The organism is Aeromonas enterica (genome assembly GCF_054052465.1).
The window spans coordinates 181,218-199,527 of the sequence record NZ_JBSTYL010000002.1 but is presented as its reverse complement, the minus strand read 5'-3'; the positions used below and the strand labels follow the sequence as shown (position 1 = coordinate 199,527).

The 18,310-nt window shown below is 58.4% G+C and carries 14 protein-coding genes; 9 read left to right on the top strand and 5 right to left on the bottom strand.

Annotated features, from left to right (window positions below; genetic code table 11):
- Positions 1-7 precede the first annotated feature (7 nt).
- Positions 8-2,041: a methionine--tRNA ligase gene (gene metG, locus ACW5XD_RS03180; RefSeq protein ID WP_456493600.1), complete on the bottom strand. Its 2,034-nt coding sequence runs from the start codon at positions 2,039-2,041 to the stop codon at positions 8-10.
- A gap of 186 nt (positions 2,042-2,227) precedes the next feature.
- On the opposite strand from metG, the gene apbC reads away from it, so the two are divergent.
- The 4 genes from apbC to ACW5XD_RS03160 all read left to right on the top strand — a co-directional run bounded on the left by apbC (position 2,228) and on the right by ACW5XD_RS03160 (position 6,624).
- Complete coding sequence (gene apbC, locus ACW5XD_RS03175) at positions 2,228-3,310, top strand: iron-sulfur cluster carrier protein ApbC (RefSeq protein ID WP_456493599.1); 1,083 nt, start codon at positions 2,228-2,230, stop codon at positions 3,308-3,310.
- Between the two features lie 109 nt (positions 3,311-3,419).
- Positions 3,420-4,064 (top strand): uridine kinase, encoded by a 645-nt coding sequence (gene udk / locus ACW5XD_RS03170; protein ID WP_456493598.1) that lies wholly within the window; start codon positions 3,420-3,422, stop codon positions 4,062-4,064.
- 63 nt (positions 4,065-4,127) lie between these two features.
- A complete protein-coding gene (dcd, locus tag ACW5XD_RS03165; protein WP_043134827.1) occupies positions 4,128-4,709 on the top strand; it encodes a dCTP deaminase in 582 nt (193 codons plus the stop codon).
- A 442-nt stretch (positions 4,710-5,151) separates the two neighbouring features.
- The gene (locus tag ACW5XD_RS03160; RefSeq protein ID WP_456493597.1) at positions 5,152-6,624 is read left to right on the top strand and encodes an inorganic phosphate transporter; all 1,473 of its coding nucleotides are present in this window, start codon (positions 5,152-5,154) and stop codon (positions 6,622-6,624) included.
- Positions 6,625-7,436: 812 nt separating this feature from the next.
- On the opposite strand, the gene rne is transcribed toward ACW5XD_RS03160, so the two are convergent.
- Positions 7,437-10,583, bottom strand: a complete 3,147-nt coding sequence (rne, locus tag ACW5XD_RS03155; RefSeq protein ID WP_456493596.1) for a ribonuclease E — start codon at positions 10,581-10,583, stop codon at positions 7,437-7,439.
- Between the two features lie 413 nt (positions 10,584-10,996).
- Between rne and rluC the strand changes: the two genes are divergently transcribed.
- Positions 10,997-11,941: a 23S rRNA pseudouridine(955/2504/2580) synthase RluC gene (gene rluC, locus ACW5XD_RS03150; protein WP_205619593.1), complete on the top strand. Its 945-nt coding sequence runs from the start codon at positions 10,997-10,999 to the stop codon at positions 11,939-11,941.
- The gene (locus tag ACW5XD_RS03145; RefSeq protein WP_456493595.1) at positions 11,941-12,588 is read left to right on the top strand and encodes an HAD family hydrolase; all 648 of its coding nucleotides are present in this window, start codon (positions 11,941-11,943) and stop codon (positions 12,586-12,588) included. Before rluC ends, ACW5XD_RS03145 begins: the two co-directional genes overlap by 1 nt.
- Positions 12,589-12,664: 76 nt before the next feature.
- On the opposite strand, the gene ACW5XD_RS03140 is transcribed toward ACW5XD_RS03145, so the two are convergent.
- A complete protein-coding gene (locus ACW5XD_RS03140) occupies positions 12,665-13,246 on the bottom strand; it encodes a Maf family protein (RefSeq protein WP_456493594.1) in 582 nt (193 codons plus the stop codon).
- 273 nt (positions 13,247-13,519) lie between these two features.
- Between ACW5XD_RS03140 and ACW5XD_RS03135 the strand changes: the two genes are divergently transcribed.
- The 3 genes from ACW5XD_RS03135 (at position 13,520) to ACW5XD_RS03125 (ending at position 16,493) form a co-directional block, all read left to right on the top strand.
- The gene (locus tag ACW5XD_RS03135; protein WP_456493593.1) at positions 13,520-14,749 is read left to right on the top strand and encodes an MdtL family multidrug efflux MFS transporter; all 1,230 of its coding nucleotides are present in this window, start codon (positions 13,520-13,522) and stop codon (positions 14,747-14,749) included.
- 2 nt (positions 14,750-14,751) lie between these two features.
- Positions 14,752-15,720 (top strand): HTH-type transcriptional regulator YidZ, encoded by a 969-nt coding sequence (yidZ, locus tag ACW5XD_RS03130; RefSeq protein ID WP_456493592.1) that lies wholly within the window; start codon positions 14,752-14,754, stop codon positions 15,718-15,720.
- A gap of 107 nt (positions 15,721-15,827) precedes the next feature.
- Positions 15,828-16,493 carry an START domain-containing protein gene (locus ACW5XD_RS03125; protein WP_456493591.1) on the top strand — a complete coding sequence of 222 codons (666 nt, stop codon included), beginning with the start codon at positions 15,828-15,830 and terminating at the stop codon, positions 16,491-16,493.
- A gap of 228 nt (positions 16,494-16,721) precedes the next feature.
- On the opposite strand, the gene ACW5XD_RS03120 is transcribed toward ACW5XD_RS03125, so the two are convergent.
- Together ACW5XD_RS03120 and ACW5XD_RS03115 are read right to left on the bottom strand one after the other, a co-directional pair.
- On the bottom strand, positions 16,722-17,999 hold the full coding sequence (locus tag ACW5XD_RS03120; RefSeq protein WP_456493590.1) for an Arm DNA-binding domain-containing protein: 1,278 nt from the start codon (positions 17,997-17,999) through the stop codon (positions 16,722-16,724).
- A complete protein-coding gene (locus ACW5XD_RS03115; protein WP_456493589.1) occupies positions 17,972-18,178 on the bottom strand; it encodes a hypothetical protein in 207 nt (68 codons plus the stop codon). The genes ACW5XD_RS03120 and ACW5XD_RS03115 overlap by 28 nt, the downstream gene beginning before the upstream one ends.
- Positions 18,179-18,310: the final 132 nt, after the last annotated feature.

Sequence of the window (18,310 nt, the reverse complement as noted above, 5' to 3'; positions counted from 1 at the left end):
AGTGCGCTTATTTGACGCGCATGCCTGGCTGGGCGCCTTCCTGCGGCTCCAGGATCCAGAGATCCTTGCCGCCCGGGCCTGCGGCCAGCACCATGCCTTCGGACATGCCAAAGCGCATCTTGCGCGGTGCCAGGTTGGCCACCATCACGGTCAGCTTGCCTTCCAGATCTTCCGGGTTGTAGGCGGACTTGATGCCGGCAAACACCTGACGGGTTTCACCGCCCAGATCCAGTTGCAGCTTGAGCAGCTTGTCCGCTTCCGGTACCGCTTCCGCCTTCTTGATCAGCGCCACGCGCAGATCAAGCTTGGCGAAATCCTCATAGGAGATGGTTGGGCTTATGGGGTCATCTGCCAGCGGGCCTGTCACTTTCGGTGCCTGCTCCTTGGCCAGATCTTCCTTGGAGGCCTCGATCATGGCTTCGATCTTGGCGGGCTCGATGCGGGAGAAGAGCGCCTTGAACGGGGCCAGCTGATGGTGGGTCAATGGCAGGGCGACGCCATCCCAGGTGAGGGTTTCACCCAGGAAGACTTCGGCGCGCTCGGCCAGCAGCGGCATGACAGGCTTGAGGTAGGCCATCAGTACGCGGAACAGGTTGATGCCCACGGAGCATACCGCCTGCAGCTCGGCGTCTGCGCCTTCCTGTTTGGCCAGCACCCAGGGGGCTTTGTCATCCACATAGCGGTTGGCTTTGTCGGCCAGCGCCATGATCTCGCGGATGGCACGGCTGAACTCGCGCGCTTCATAGGCTTCGCTGATGGAGGCGCTGGCGTTGGCAAATTCGGCGTAGAGCTCGGGCTCGGCGCAGGTCGCGGCCAGCTTGCCGTCGAAACGCTTGGCGATGAAGCCGGCGTTGCGGGAGGCGAGGTTGACCAGCTTGTTGACCACGTCGGCGTTGACCCGTGCCACGAAGTCATCCAGGTTCAGGTCCAGATCGTCGATGCGGCTGTTGAGCTTGGCGGCGTAGTAGTAACGCAAGCACTCCGGATCCAGGTGATTCAGGTAGGTGGAGGCCTTGATGAAGGTGCCCTTGGACTTGGACATCTTGGCGCCGTTGACAGTCACATAGCCGTGCACGTTGACCTTGGTCGGCTTGCGGAAACCCGCGCCTTCCAGCATGGATGGCCAGAACAGGCAGTGGAAGTAGGCGATATCCTTGCCGATGAAGTGATAGAGCTCTGCCTCGGAGTCCGCTTTCCAGTAGCTGTCGAAGTCGATGTCGCCGCGCTTGTTGCACAGGTTCTTGAACGACGCCATGTAGCCGATGGGGGCATCGAGCCAGACGTAGAAGTACTTGCCCGGGGCACCCGGGATCTCGAAACCAAAATAGGGGGCGTCGCGGGTGATGTCCCACTGCTGCAGGCCGCTCTCGAACCACTCCTGCATCTTGTTGGCCATCTCTTCCTGAATGGCGCCGGAACCGCGCACCCAGCCGGCCAGCCAGGTTTCAAATTGCGGCAGGTCGAAGAAGAAGTGCTCGGAGTCCTTCATCACCGGGGTCGCGCCGGAGACGGCAGATTTCGGATCAATCAGCTCGGTCGGGCTGTAGGTGGCGCCGCAGCTGTCGCAGTTGTCGCCGTATTGCTCCGGAGACTTGCACTTGGGGCAGGTGCCCTTGACGAAGCGGTCCGGCAGGAACATGGATTTTTCCGGATCGAACAGCTGAGTGATGGTGCGGCCCTTGATGAAGTCACCTTCTTTCAGACGACCGTAGATCAGCTCCGCCAGCTCGCGGTTTTCGTCGCTGTGGGTGGAGTGATAGTTGTCAAAGCTGATGTTGAACCCGGCGAAGTCGGTCTGGTGCTCTTTGGAGACGGCGGCGATCATCGCTTCCGGGGTGATCCCCATCTGCTGTGCCTTGAGCATGATGGGGGTGCCATGGGCATCATCGGCACAGATGAAGTGCACCTGATGGCCACGCATTCGCTGATAACGAACCCAGATATCGGCCTGGATGTGTTCCAGCATGTGGCCAAGATGGATGGAGCCATTGGCATAGGGGAGGGCGCAGGTTACCAGCATTGTACGAGGATCAGTTGCCATATAGTCGTTCTTGATGTGCTTGTTGGGATGATACAGTGCCGTGCATGTTACCCGAATTGGGGGTAGCCTGCCTAGGGTTGTGGCGCTGTCCGCCCTGGTGCTCGCGCTGGTTGGCAAGCAGGCAAGCCACTGATTTGTGTGCGGTAACCGTTCACCTCAAGATAATTGCAAGATAATGAGGAGTTAATGGTGATTGATTCAGTAAAACAGATACTGGCCGAATTTAAGCCGACAGGGTGGGGCAAGGATCTGGTGGCTGCCGGGTTTGTGCGCAGCGTAGCGCAACAGGGGCAAAGTCTGACCATCACGCTGGTGTTGCCCTTTGCCGGGTGTTCCCTGTTTGAGCAGATCAAGCAGGACTTCGATGCCCGCTTGCGCAGTGCCACTGGCGTCGCCCGCATCGACTGGGTGTGTGACATCGAGGTGGCCAGTCTGCCGCGGGCGCAAGGGTTGGCGGCGGTGCAGGGCATTCGCAACATCATCGTGGTCGCCTCCGGCAAGGGCGGGGTGGGCAAGTCCACCACGGCCGTCAACCTGGCGCTGGCACTGCAAAAGGAGGGGGCGCGAGTCGCCATTCTGGATGCGGATATCTATGGCCCCTCCATTCCGACCATGATGGGCACGGTCAAGGAGCGCCCCAGCAGCCGTGACGGCAAGCTGATGGAGCCGGTGATGGCTTGCGGCCTCAAGAGCAACAGTATCGGTTATCTGGTGGACGAGCAGGATGCCACCATCTGGCGCGGCCCCATGGCGAGCAAGGCGCTGGCCCAGATCCTGCACGAGACCCGTTGGGGCGAAGTGGATTATCTGGTGGTGGACATGCCGCCAGGCACGGGGGACATCCAGCTCACCCTGGCCCAGCAGGTGCCGACCTCGGCGGCGGTGATCGTGACCACGCCGCAGGACGTTGCGCTGGCGGATGCCCGCAAGGGGGCCGCCATGTTCAACAAGGTCAATGTGCCCGTGCTCGGCATCATAGAAAACATGAGCTATCACGTCTGCAGTGCCTGCGGTCATCACGAGACCCTGTTCGGTACCGGTGGCGGCCAGAAGATGGCGGAGCAGTATCATGTGGCACTGCTTGGCCAGCTGCCGCTGCACATCGATATTCGCCAACACATGGACGATGGCTGTCCGACCGTGTTCGGCGCACCGGAAGGAAGCCTGGCTCAGGCCTATATGAAACTGGCTCGGCGGGTGGGGGCTGAACTCTATTTCAGCGGTAAACCGATTGCGACCCCCCTCTATACGGTGGCGCTGGATGAATAATCGGCTGTCGTGTGGTTGAGGTAGATTTGAGGGTGGGCATGGCTCACCCTTTTTTATATAATGGATCGGTTTAAACAATCCCCACTGCTCTTCTCTTTAGGTATTTTCAATGTCTGATACTCAACATTCGTGTGTGATCATCGGTATTGCTGGCGCGTCCGCGTCCGGCAAGAGCCTCATAGCCCAAACCATTTATGAAGAGCTGGTGGCCGAACTGGGCGCGGGGCAGATTGGTGTGATCACCGAAGATTGCTACTACCGTGATCAGACCCACCTGACCATGGAAGAGCGGGTCAAGACCAACTATGACCACCCCAATGCTCTGGATCACGATCTGCTGGTACAGCACCTGAGCCAGCTGGTAAAAGGCGATGCGGTCAACATTCCCCAGTACTCCTACACAGAGCACACCCGCATGAACGAGGTGACCCCTTTCGCCCCGCGCCGGGTGATCATTCTGGAAGGGATCCTGCTGCTGACCGACAGCCGCTTGCGGGATCTGATGGATGCCTCCATCTTCATGGATACCCCGCTGGACGTCTGTCTGCTGCGCCGTCTGGTCCGTGACGTGCAAGAGCGCGGTCGTACCATGGATTCCGTGCTCAAGCAGTACCAGAAGACGGTACGCCCCATGTTCCTGCAGTTTATCGAGCCTTCCAAGCAGTACGCAGACGTGATCGTGCCCCGTGGTGGCAAGAACCGCATCGCCATCGACATGCTCAAGGCGCGAATCCGCCACATGTTGATTGGTTAAGATGAAACAAGCCGGGTGATGCCCGGCTTTTTTAAATGAACATTTTGTCAGGAGAGTCGCCCAATGCGTCTTTGTGATACCGATATTGAACGTCATCTGGATGAAGGCAAGATCGTCATTGAGCCAAGACCCGGAGTTGAGCGGATCAGTGGCGTCAGCGTCGACGTGCTGCTGGGCAACGAGTTTAGAGTGTTTCGTGATCACACCGCCCCCTATATCGACTTGAGCGGCCCGAGCAGCGAGATGGCCGATGCCATCGATCGGGTGATGAGCGACGAGATCCACATCGCGGATGGGGAAGCCTTTTATCTTCACCCGGGTCAGCTGGCGCTGGCGGTGACTTACGAATCCGTTACCCTGCCGGCCGATATCGTTGGCTGGCTGGATGGCCGCTCCTCCCTGGCCCGCCTCGGGCTGATGGTGCACGTCACCGCACACAGGATCGATCCGGGCTGGTCCGGGCGCATCGTGCTGGAGTTTTATAACGGCGGCAAGTTGCCGCTGGCGCTGCGTCCCAAGATGAAGATAGGCGCACTGAACTTCGAGATGCTCTCCGGGGCAGCGGCACGTCCCTACAACAAGCGGGAAAATGCCAAGTACAAGAGCCAGCAGGGTGCCGTTGCCAGCCGTATGAATCAGGATTGAGATCGGCGGTGCGTGATCCGGTCGACAGCCGATCCGGTTGCAATATGTTAAACAAGAGGGCGCCACTGGCGCCCTTTGTTATTGGGTTTGGCACGAGTTTGGGTGACGGGGCAACCGTGGCGGGTGTGAAGGGTGGGGGAGTGGCTCATTTTCGCTTGCCCTTTGTACCGTTGTCGCGATGCCATCGGTCGAAATCTGACGGTGAAGCAGAGCGAAATCCGGTGTCACTGCTCTGGAACGTGATGAATTGTTCCCGTTTGGGGACTGTTTTTATCGAGCTGAGGTTGTTTAATTAATCATCGACAAGCCTGATTCCGTCAGGCTCTAAGCTATTTTTTGATTGAATGCTCTTTTTTTTTCTTACTGAAATATTTCAACAACGGGTATGGCGCAACCAGCCTTCTGGCATAATCCGCCGCAACTCATAAACAGGTTCGTTTTTATGTTTGAAATGTTTAGTGGTTTGGGTTTGTGGTGGTCAATCGGTTTGGTATTGGCCGTTTTTTTTGTGTTGGCTTATGAATTCATCAACGGCTTTCACGATACTGCCAACGCGGTAGCAACGGTTATTTATACCAAGGCGATGCCAGCTCACCTGGCGGTCGTCGCATCCGGGATCTTCAACTTTTTTGGTGTCATGTTCGGCGGATTGGGCGTGGCCTATGCCATTGTCCACTTGTTGCCGATTGACTTGCTGTTGGGCATGGATTCCACCCAGGGTTTGATCATGGTGTTCTCCCTGCTGTTTTCCGCCATCGTCTGGAATCTGGGGACCTGGTTCCTGGGCATTCCGGCATCCAGTTCTCACACGCTGATCGGTTCCATTCTAGGGGTGGGCGGTGCCTATGCCTGGATCAATCATCAGCCGCTGACTCAGGGTATCAACGTCGCCAAAGCGATCGATATCATGCTTTCCCTGATCATCTCCCCGACCGTTGGCTTTGTGGTGGCAGCCCTGTTGCTGTTTGCCATGAAACGAGTCTGGCTGGGCAGCAAGATCCACAAGACCCCGGAAGAGCGCCTGCTGGTGGACGGCAAGAAGCATCCGCCGTTCTGGGCCCGTCTCACACTGGTCGCTTCCGCCATGGGCGTGAGCTTCGTGCACGGCTCCAACGATGGTCAAAAGGGCATTGGTCTGGTGATGCTGGTGCTGATCTGCATGGCTCCGGCCTATTTCGCACTGGATATGAACAGCCGTTCCTACGATTTGGATCGCACGCAGGATGCCAACCAGCGCATCATGGAGATCTATCAGCGCAATCATGAGCAAGTTGCTCAGGTGGTGGACTTCAAGGTGCCTGCTCAGGCTCAGGAAGAACTGATGACCCATTGTGCGGCGAATGGTGCGCTGCAAGCCATGGCAACCCTGGACAACCGTCTTGGTCAGGTGCGCACTTATGAAGAGATGGATCTGACCGATCGTCGCGAAGTTCGTCGTCTGCTGCTGTGCATCGACGATACCGCGCGCAAGGTCTCCAAACTGCCGCTGCCGGCCAAGGAGCTGACGGATCTGGCCAAATGGCGCAAGGATCTGACGGCGACCGCCGAATATGCCCCGACCTGGGTGATCGTCTCCATCGCACTGGCGCTGGGTTGCGGTACCATGGTGGGCTGGCGTCGCATCGTCTACACGGTAGGTGAGAAGATTGGCTCCACCGGCATGACCTACAGCCAGGGCATTGCCGCCCAGATCACTGCCGCTGCCTCCATCGGTGTTGCCAGTTTGACCGGTATGCCTGTCTCCACCACCCATATCCTCTCTTCTGCGGTAGCGGGTACCATGGTGGCGAACAAGTCAGGCCTTCAGAGCCAGACCATCAAGACCATACTGATGGCCTGGGTGCTGACCCTGCCGCTCACCATGCTGCTCTCCGGTGGCTTGTTCCTCATCAGCCATCACCTGTTTGGCGGCTGATAACAAGCGCAACCTCAGATATTGACGAAGGGCCCACGGGCCCTTTTTTCATGTCTGCAGATCCGCACAGCCCCGTTCTTTGGCCGGGAGAGTACAGATCATCTGGCCTAGGCAGACGGGCAGGAAGAGAGTCGATAACTTGTTTCTGATGCTGTTGACTCTTTATATGCCATCAAACTTGTAATGTTAAACACATAGCAAAACAGGTTGGGCGAAGTGAATAATCCAGCCTGCTCAACGACTGTCTACAGAAATAAGCACACCCAATAGGGCGCTGCCATGCTGCGTTGTTTGCCATTTGTTGATAGGCATAAGGTCTTACTCCGTGTTTGATAGGGATTGAAGCGGGGAGCCAAGAGGGCGAGAAGGCGGCAAACTTTCATTCTGTTGTCTGTGCTTAGCTGATGGGTGGCCAGGATATCTCTCCAGGCCAGGGTGCTATTCATTGACGGATACCGTCACAGGGTATGGGCAACAAGTCTGACAGGTACACAGGGTGGCTCATAAGCGGCAGGGTGGATAAAGGATGAGATCTTGGCTTGGGTAGCCAGCGGAGTAACACGGAACGTGATAGAGAGAGGGGGTAACCAGGCTTGCAGCTCATTGGGTCGAACAGAGGGCGACTATCTTCTTGCATTGGCAAACGTGCGAGGAGAAGGAGTGGCTCTGGTGTGACAGAGTGCTTGATGCGACAAGAGAAAAACTATGGGGGAAGGCTGGGAGTCAGTGACTCGGTTAACACCCGAGCCCAAACGGAAGATAAAAAAAGAGCCACACAGTGTGTGGCTCTTTTCCATCAGGCTAGCTGGCAATCAAGGACGACCAGCCGGGCTGGTTGCCACGTTGACAGCAGCCGTGCTGCCACCATGACGGCCAGAGCTTGTCACGTCATTGCGCACCAGCGGTGCCTGCTCGACAGGTGCCTGCGCAGGCAGGGCTGGGGCCGCAGCAGGCGTTGCCATCGGGGCAGAAGCCTTGCGGGCACCGGCCAACAGACCTGCACCTTTCTTGGCCTGGTTGACCACGGGCGCAGCGACGGCAGCGGGTGCTACCGGTTCTGCCTGGGCAACAACCACGGCTGCGACTGGCTCGGCAACGACAACAGGTTCAACAACCTGGGGTGCTGGTTCAGCTGCAGGTGCGGCTTCCACGACAACGGGGGCAACAACCTCGGCGGTCGTCTCGATGACAGGTGCTACCGTGGCAACGACGTCGTCAGCAGGTGCGACAACGACGCTCGCTTCGGCAACCACAGGTGTGGCCACCACGTCTGCGACAACCGGCTCGGCAGCCACAACAGGAGCAACTTCAACCTGGGCTTCGGTCACGACGGGGCCGGCGATCGCCACGGCTTCTGCTTGCTCACGGGCTTCCTCGGCAACGGCTTCCACCACCACATGCTCGGTCAGTGCAGCAGAGGCTTGTACGGCGGCGGCAATGGCTTCGGCGCTCGGGATTGTGATGACGGGCACTGCAGGCTCTTCCACTTTCATCTGAGCCGCATCAGCCTGGGCTGCCGTGGTCAGGATAGTGGTGTCTGCTTGCTGCTCTTCATCATCGCGCTGACTGCGGGCATCTTCGTTGATGCGCTTGCGACGCTGACCTTCGATACGCTGGCTGCGCGGCGTACGACGGGAACGACGCTGGCCGTCGGCCTGCTCGTCACTCTGTTCCACTGTGTCAGCGGCATCGGCCACGGCAGCAACCGGCTCATCAGTCGGCTGGGCAGCAGGGTTGCTGGCTGGGACATCGGCACGGATCTGCTTGCGCAGTTGACGACGTTCGCGGCGCTCGGCGACTTTCTGCTCTTTTTCCTGCTGGGGCTCGGCACTGACGACGGCAGTTTCAACGATTTCTACCGCTTCAACGACCAGCTCGGCACGGGGCTCACGCGGTGCACGGGGCTCACGAGCCGGACGCGGGGCGCGCGGTTCGCGTTCCTGACGAGGTTCGCGGGGCTCACGTTCCATACGCTGTTCAGTGCGCACTTCACTGCGGACTTCACGTTCCTGACGCGGTTCGCGTTCTTTACGCGGACGACGATTGCGGTTCTCACCACCCTCGCGATTGGCCGCGCCTTCGCGCTTATCGCCGGCTTCCGCCGTGTTGCGGTTGCTGCGGTTGTCGTCGCGACGGGGACGCTGGCCACGGCCACGATTTTCATCACGCTGGTGACGATGACCTTCGTCTTTGCGTGCTTCCCGCGGCACAGCCGGTTTCTCGGCAGGCGCCTTGACGTCGCTCGGGGCGGCATCGCCAGCAAACAGACCCGAGATGGCCTTGAACAGCTTGCCAAACAGACCTGCTTCGGTGGCAACCTGTGGCTGTGCTGCGACGGGCGCAGGAGCAGCAGGGGCGGCCGGTTGAGGCGCCTGGACGAAGCCTTGCAGCAGCGGTTGCTCGCGCTCGATCACCTGAGCCTGCTTCGGCTGGTAGACCGGCTTGGCAATCTCGGTTTTCAGCTCGTAGCTGGCCGCTTCCGGGATCTCGTTCTGACGAATGCGGGTCACTTCGTAGTGCGGGGTTTCCAGATGCTGGTTCGGAATGATGTACAGACGTACTTCATTACGTTGTTCCAGACTGGCGATGGAGGCGCGCTTCTCGTTGAGCAGATAGGCGGCAACATCGACCGGCACCTGAGCATGAACCTGCTCTGTGTTGTCTTTCATGGCCTCTTCTTCGATGAGACGCAGGATGGACAAGGCCAGTGATTCGTTGTCACGGATGACCCCTTGACCTTGGCAACGGGGGCAGATGTGGCTGCTGGACTCGTTGAGGGAGGGACGCAGACGCTGGCGAGACATCTCCAGCAGACCGAAACGGGAGATCCGGCCCAGCTGGATGCGGGCGCGATCCTGATGCACCGCTTCACGCAGACGGTTTTCCACTTCGCGTTGATGGCGAACCGGTGTCATGTCGATGAAGTCGATGACGATCAGACCTCCTAAGTCGCGCAGACGCAATTGACGGGCAATCTCGTCGGCCGCTTCCAGGTTGGTTTGCAGCGCCGTCTCTTCGATATCGCCGCCCTTGGTGGCGCGGGAGGAGTTGATATCGATGGAGGTCAGTGCTTCGGTCGGGTCTATGACGATGCTGCCGCCGGAGGGCAGGCGCACTTCGCGCTGGAAGGCCGACTCGATTTGGCTCTCAATCTGGAAGTGGTTGAACAGGGCAACTTCACCCTTGTACAGCTTCACGCGGTTGAGGAAATCGGGACGAACCAGCTCGATGTGAGCACGGGCACGTTCAAAGATGACAGGGTCGTCGATCAGGATCTCGCCGACATCGCGACGCAGGTAGTCACGAATGGCGCGCACGATCACGTTGCTTTCCTGGTGGATAAGCACGGGAGCGGTACGGTCCTGTGACGCCTTGTGGATGGAGTCCCAGTGGTTGAGCAGAACGTTGAGATCCCATTCCAGCTCTTCCGGGGATTTGCCCACACCGGCGGTACGCACGATGAGGCCCATGCCGTCCGGTACTGTCAGTCCGCTCAGGGCTTCTTTCAGTTCCGTTCTTTCATCACCCTCAATGCGGCGGGAGATACCGCCTGCACGGGGGTTGTTCGGCATCAGCACCAGGTAGCTGCCGGCCAGGCTGATAAAGGTGGTGAGGGCTGCACCCTTGGTGCCACGCTCTTCCTTATCAATCTGGACGATCACTTCCTGGCCTTCGCGGACCACTTCTTTGATGTTGGGACGACCCTGATAGGAGTAACCGGAGGGGAAGTAATTGCGGGCGATCTCCTTCAATGGCAGGAAACCGTGACGCTCGGCGCCATAGTCGACAAAAGCAGCTTCGAGACTGGGTTCTACACGGGTGATTTTACCCTTGTAGATGTTCGCTTTTTTCTGCTCGTGTCCCGGACTTTCAATATCCAAATCGTAGAGCTGTTGTCCGTCAACCAGCGCTACGCGCAACTCCTCTTCCTGAGTCGCGTTGATTAGCATTCTTTTCATTGAGTTCTCGTTATTTTGTCATTTTGATTTCCTCCACAGGATCCTGCCGGCGCCGGCCTCGGGTCTTCAGCATACTTGGGCAACCTCCCGGCTGGGGTATGCATGAGGCGCAAACTAAGGGCGCTCTGGTTCGGCCTTCTCGAGAAGGCATGAATTAAGGATGCCGGTGTGGAGACAAATAATCGGTTCTGTTTGTGTTCTCCATGCGCTGTACCTCGCACCCGGGAACCGTCATGTTCTTATATACACGGTGTTTCGGGATTGGGTGGCATAAATTTTGGCCACTTAGTACAAGGCTTGAACACAATGACAAAACCTTGTTTATTATCCCATTTAAACCACTTTTATAGCAAGGCGCCATTTTTCAACAAAGCATGCAGCCAAGGGCCGCCGGCGGTGTTAAAATCCGCGCCATGACACAGATACAACAACAAGTGCAGCTGCTCACCATCGAAGCTGAGCATGAAGGGCAGCGCATCGACAATTTTCTCAAGACTCAGCTAAAGGGCGTCCCCAAGAGCCTGATCTATCGCATCCTTCGAAAAGGGGAAGTGCGCGTCAACAAAAAGCGCATCAAACCAGAATACAAACTCTGCCCAGGCGACGAGGTGCGGGTTCCTCCCGTGCGGGTTGCCGAGAAAAACGAACTGCCCTCGGCCAACCTCGGCAGCATCCAGCGTCTGGAGAGCCAGATCCTGTTTGAAGACGACGCCATGATAGTGCTCAACAAACCGTCCGGCATGGCCGTGCACGGTGGCAGCGGCTTGAGTTTCGGCGTCATCGAGGGGCTGCGTGCCCTGCGCCCGGATGCCCGCTTCTTGGAGCTGGTACACAGGCTGGATCGCGACACCTCAGGCGTACTGCTGGTTGCCAAGAAGCGCAGCGCCCTGCGCAGCCTGCACGAACAACTGCGGATCAAGACCATGCGCAAACAGTATCTGGCGCTGGTGCGCGGTCAATGGCAGCCCCACGTCAAGGTGGTCAATGCGCCGCTGCGCAAGAACGATCTGCAATCCGGTGAACGGGTGGTGCGGGTCAGCAGTGACGGCAAGCCATCCGAAACCCGTTTCCGCATCGCCCGGCAATTTGCCGAGGCGACTCTGGTCGAGTGCAGCCCGATCACCGGCCGTACCCACCAGATCCGGGTGCATACCCAACATGCCGGCCATCCCATCGCCTGTGATGACAAGTATGGGGAAGCGGCCTTTGACGAGAAAATGCGCAGCCAAGGTCTGAAACGGCTGTTTTTGCATGCCTGGAAGCTGAGCTTTACCCATCCAGTCGACGGCCGCGAGATGCAGGTGGAAGCCCCGCTCGCGCCTGAACTCGACAACTTCCTGAACAAGCTGGCTCGCTGATGAAGGCGGTCCGACTCGCCATTTTCGACTGGGACGGTACCCTGATGGACTCGGTGGGCCGAATTGTCGCCTGTGTTGCGGGGGCGGCTCGCGATTGTGGCGAGCCTGTGCCCACTGCGGTAGAGACACATCAGATCATAGGGCTCAGCCTGGAGGTCGGCATTCCACAACTGTTTGCGCTGGCAACGGGGGGCGAGCGGGCCAACGCCCTGATCGCCCGCTATCGTCACCATTATGTGCATGACGGCACGCCCAGCCCGCTGTTTGCCGGGGCGAGCGAGCTGCTGCACCACTGGCACGGGCAGGGGATTGCGCTGGCGGTGGCCACCGGCAAGTCTCGCAGTGGCCTGGATCGGGTGCTGGATGATACCGGATTGCGGCCGCTGTTTGCCGCCACCCGTGGCGCGGACGAGGCCAACTCCAAACCCGATCCCCTGATGCTGACGCAAATTCTGGATGAGCTGGGTTTGGCCGCGCACCAGGCGGTGATGATTGGCGACTCCATCCACGACATGGCGATGGCAGAGGCGCTAGCCATGCCGCGGATCGGGGTGAGCTGGGGCGTGCACGACAGGCGCCGGTTGCAGGCACATGATCCGCTTGCCGTCGTCGATACCATGGATGAGCTCAAGCGGTTGCTGGGTTAGCCTTGTTATATGCCTAATGAATAGATGAAAAACGGGAGCCAAGGCTCCCGTTTTTCATTGCGGGCATGTCCCCCCATCAGGGCAGGGCGAGGCCGTGGCGCGCCAGCAGCTCGATCAGGCCGATCAGCGGTAGGCCGATCAGGGCATTGGGATCGCGTCCCTCCAGCCCCTTGAACAACACTATTCCCATACCTTCACATTTGAAACTGCCCGCGCAATCGAGGGGCAATTCAGCCTCGACATAGCGGCGAAGGGCTGCCTCATTCAGGGTGCGAAAGTGCACGGTGAAAGGCTCCACCAGCTGCTCGGCCCGGCCGCTGGTGGCATCCAGTACGCACAGGCCGGTATGGAAGGTGACGCTGCGGCCTTGCGCGGCCATCAGTTGTGCCACTGCTTTTTCCACAGTACCCGGTTTGCCCAGGATCTGGCCGTCGCAGACACACACCTGATCGGACCCTATGATCAGTCCCTGATCAAACCGGTCGGCAATGGCGCTTGCCTTGGTAAGGGCCAACCGCGCCACCAGCGCCTCGGCCGGTTCGCCGGGCAGGGGAGACTCATCCACCTCGGGGGCCGCGCATTCAAAAGGAAGCGCGAGTTTTTCCAGCAGGGCTTTGCGATAACGGGAAGTGGAGGCGAGGATCAGCTGTGTTGGCATTGTGATGTCCTGGTTCGATGCGGTCAGGCGCCGATGGTATCGCCGCGCCGTGAGCCGGGCAAATACCTGATGGGATTTTCATGTCGGATATTATCTGCAGGTATCACAGGGTTCATCCCGTGTGGCCGCAGTGCGAAGGGCGTGCGATTGCCCCCGGTTTCCATATTGGAAAGTGTCGCTATCGACTCATTCATCGGCCTCGTCCCTATAGTGGCAGCCTTATCCGACTGTCATGCCCAAGGTGGGCGACCGTCCCCTGCTGCTGGAGTTGTCATGCGTTCCTACCTTGTCTGCTGTTTCTTGATGATCACCCTCTATCCTGTGGGCATAGATCTCTATCTGGTCGCGCTCCCCCAGATCGGGGTCGCGCTGGAGGCCAGCGCGGCGCAGCTGCATACCGCGTTTTCAGCCTATCTGTTTGGCATGGCCGCTACCGTGCTGGCAGGCGGGCTGCTGGCCGACCGATATGGCCGCAAGCCGGTGATCCTGGGGGGCGCCCTCATCTTTGTGCTGGCCTCGTTGGCTGCCGGCAGCGCCGACTCGATCACGGCATTCCTGCTGGGTCGCATCGGTCAGGGGATAGGGGCCGGCACCCTCTATATCATGACCTTTACCGTGCTGCGGGATGTGTTGGCACCGGCTCGACTGGCTGCTGTCCTGTCGATGATCAACGGCGTCATCTGCGTGATCCCCGTGCTGGCGCCGCTGCTCGGTTATCTGATCCTGGCCCGCTTCGACTGGCCTGCCATCTTCCAGGCTATGGCCCTGCTCGGCGCCGTGGTGGCGCTGGTGACTCTTCTCTGGCTGCGGGAAACCCGTCAGGGGGAGGGTAGACAGACCGTTTCCCATCCTGCCGAACGCCTTGGATTTTTGCGCACGAGACAGTATCTGTGGATGTGCGGCCTGACCAGTACCGGCATGACCTGCATCCTGACCTATGTCAGTACCTCACCCATGATATTGATGACGGGGATGGGGCTGGATACCGCAGGTTACGCCGAGATCATGATGGCGATGGCCGCGATCAGCATGATCACCTCTTTTCTCAATCCGGTGCTGATCCGCCGGTGGGGCAAGGAGAGGGTGCTGGCCTGGGCCCACGGCGCCTTGGGGGTGGCGCTCTTGTTGCTGCTGGCCTCTCGGCAGGAGGCGTTGTTGACGGCGCTGGCCCATGATGGTTCCTCGCCGTTGTGGGCGCTCTGGCTGATCCGTCTTGGCTTTGCCTTCGTTTGCATCGGTTTTTCCGCCAGCTTCGGCATCGCGATGGGTGAGGCCCTCGCCAGTTGCCGGCACCAGATCTCCCTGGCCAGTGCAACTCTGTGCATCATTCAGATAGCCAGCTCGGCGCTCTATATCTGGCTGATGGGCTGGCTTGGTCTGGCACCCCTCCTGTTGCTGGCTTATTCGCTCCTCCTCGCCGTGCTACTCTATCTCGCCTTTCGCATCATGGGGCCTGTGGCCGACCAGGTGCCCTGCGATCCCCAGTCCGTGGAGAAAATCTGATCATGCGCCCCCTGGTCGAACTCGATCTCAATCTGTTGGTGGTCTTCAGGCTGTTGTTGCAAGAGCGCAGCGCGACCAAGGCGGCCAAGCGGCTCAATGTCACGGCGCCGACGGTCAGCAAGGCGCTGGCTCGCCTGCGCGACTGGTTTGACGATCCGCTCTTTATCCGTACGCAGCGGGGACTGGAGCCCACCAACCTGTCGCTGAGTCTGGAAGAGGAGCTCAAGGAGTGGTTTCAGCTGTCGGGCAACATAGCCTCCCTCTGTGGCAACGCGATTCCGGAAGGGGCCGCCTTCAGACTGGTGCTGGAGTCCCCCTTTTACATCAGCTTTCTCAACAGCCTGCCCATGGTTATCTACGAGAAGTACCGCAAGTCGACCATCAAGGTGATGAATTGGGATCACCACTCCCTCAGCGACATCATCAATGGCGATGCCGATCTCGGTTTCTGTGCTCGTGAGACGCACCCTAGCTCCTTGGCCCGGGTCAACCGCCTGCCTTATTACATCGATCACGAGGTGTTGTTCGAGGACAGACCCGTGGTGTTTTTGCGCAAGGATCACCCCCTGCTGGCCCGCAAGTGGAGCCTGGACAATTTTCTCGCCTACCCCCATGTGAGCGTGGTGTGGGAGGCCTGCGATGCCTGGGCGCTCGACAGCCTGCTCGATGATGAGGGACTCAGTCGACGGGTGCCGATCCGGGTCTCCAGCTTCGAGCAGGCGCTGCACATTGCCGCACAATCCGCCCACGAGCTGATAGCGGTCGTGCCGTCCTATTGCGCCAGCTATGCCAGCTTGCATCACGCCAACCTGATCTCATTGCCACTGCCGCTGAAAGAAACGCTGTATCGACAGCTCGACATCGCCTTTATCCTGCTCTGGCACAAGCGCAACAACTACAACACCAAGCTGCTTTGGCTACGAGACGAGATAAAGCGGCTCTATCACGAACACATGGGGGAGCCCGGTTAGCCATCTGCCAGTGTGCGGCCTGTGATATTTTTGCCCGCCAGCAGACAATCCGCCCTGCCAGCTGAAAAGCGGCTATAAGCATAAGCAGGATCAGGCGAGGGCATCAGATGACGAGACATGGAATATGGCTGCTGTGGTTGCTCTGCTTGCCCGCATGGGGACAAGGGTGGCAACTGCAGACGGGGGAGGCCGGCATCTTGCTATGGACTCGCGCCCACCCACCGGGAACATTTCTGGCCCTGCGCCTGGAAATGAACGTAGCGGCCCCCCCATCCGCCTTGCTGGCCGTGCTGCGCGATACCGCCCGTCATCAGGAGTGGCTGCCCCAGAGCCTGGAGGTGCGCGTGCTGACAAAGCCGGCGCCCGATGAAGATCTGGTGTATACCCGCTTGTCAGCCCCCTGGCCGGTGCAGGAGCGAGAGCTGATCACTCACTCCCGCTTGCGGCGCAATGCCGATTGCAGTCTGCAACTGACGGTATGGGCTGCGCCCGATGCATTGCCGCCCCATCCGGGGCGAGTGCGGATCCGGGCCAGTGAAGGGCGCTGGGAGGCATTGCCCCAACTGAACGGCACCACCCTGGTGCGTCTTGAAACCTACACCAACCCGGGCGACAGCCTGCCGAGCTGGCTTATCAATCCGATAGCCACCCAGGCGGCGCTGGACAGCTTTCGAGCCATTCGCCGTCTGATGGAAGCCATACCACCCCAACCCTGTGCTTGTGCGCGGCAACACCCGGCTGGCCAGTGGCATTCATGCCAGGTTACTCCCTGAACATCATGTGTTGACATGAGCTGCCCACGGAGGAAGAACGGGGGGCATGTGGCGCCTCAGCCACATGACTCGTGTCTGAACCGTTGAGAGGCAACAAGCAACAAGAGGTAGGCCAGCAAGACGGCGATCCACCCGATATGTACCGAATCGAGACAGGATCCTGTATTGGATCCTGCCGTTTGTGGCATGATTACGTACCGTTGATAAATACTGAATAATATCAATGCATTATCGTTGTACTTTCTCTCTTTGGGGCATTTTTGGGGCAAAAAGCCCTTTTGACTGCATCTGTTCCCAGATCCGTTGGGCTTCTGGTTTGCTGGCCGAGTCGAGCCATTTACCGTAGACCTTCTGCAGCATCTCCAGGTTTTTGTGCCCCATCTGAGCTGCAATGTAGGAGAGGTTACCGTGAGAGGTCAGGTTCCAGGAGGCATAGGTATGCCGGAGTTGATAGAACCTGCGATAACGCACGCCGGATACCCTGATCAACCTTCGCCACATCTTGCTGATCGCCTTAGTACTGTAAAATTTTTCAACGGGCTTTTTATGTGCTGGATCTGAAGGGCAGAACACGGGCCTGATCAAGAAAGTTTCCCACCCATCATCTACATCCACATTTATTTCATAGGCTGACAGCATGGACGTCAGCTGTTGTTGAGACCGAAGGGCGTCAATGACTGGTGGTTGCAGATCAACGGTGCGAGTTTCTCCGGTTTTGGGCAATTTGAAGTATGTTGCGGTCTCATCTGTATTTCTACGGACGAGCATCACACCTTTTTGCAAATCAATGTCTTCCCATGCCAAGGCACGCAATTCACCAGTACGCAAACCGGTGTATATGGCCACAGTGATGATATTACGCTGCTGTTCATCCTTGCAGGCTCTCAATAGCCGCTGGAATTCATCAAATTCAAACGGGTCAGCGCTGCTACTTTTCCCCACGGGCACATACTGGAACTGGTTTGACAGGGCTGAACCTTCTTTACCAAAACCATTCTTTTCACACCAGGCAAGCATTTGGCGGAAACGTGCCATGCACAGGTTGGCCGTTCTTGGCTTGTAGTTAGCGCTCAAGGTATTTCTCAGTACCTGCAGGTCAAACGGAAGCAGCGTCGACAACTTGCGGTCTGCGCCCAGGATCTTGATGCAGGTATTCAGGCTAAAGGGATATGAGGCTTGCGTCGTTGGTTTAAGACTGGGGCTGTGGAGGGCCCAATAGGTCTGGTAGGCTTCCGACAAGGTGGGGTTTTGTTGCACCCGATCGAACCGCGACAGCGATTTGCTGTGGGGGAAATGCTTGGCATAGTTGAAGGTATTCGTGGCAATCTCGTAATGGATGCTGGCCAGTTTGTTCTCGGCAAACTTTACATTGGCTTTGGTGATTGGCAGGTTCAGTACTTCCCGGCAGCGAATCCCCTTGTATGAAAAATTCAACCGCAACCTCTTGCCATGAATTTCCAAACCTCTGACTGTGACGGTTAACAGTTCAGTTGTGACTCGACCCATTTGTCATACTCCACCACGTTGTATCTGATCTGACGATCCGGGGCATAACACCAGATACGGCCTTCGGGCCATTCGCCTTTCAAACGTCGTCCTTCTGCGGCCTTCACGGTCATACCGGTCAGCTCTGCAAACAGTTCGGGTTTAATCCACTTAGTACAGGGATAGATGAATTGCTGCATGTTTGAGTCCTCAGCTGTCTGGATATTTCACTCAGGTTTGTCTGGGGCAACATGGCGGGATCTTCCTGCAGGAGCGGAGGATCTCCGACCACGCAATCTCGACGGAAGGGCCGCCGAATGAAAGAGGGCATA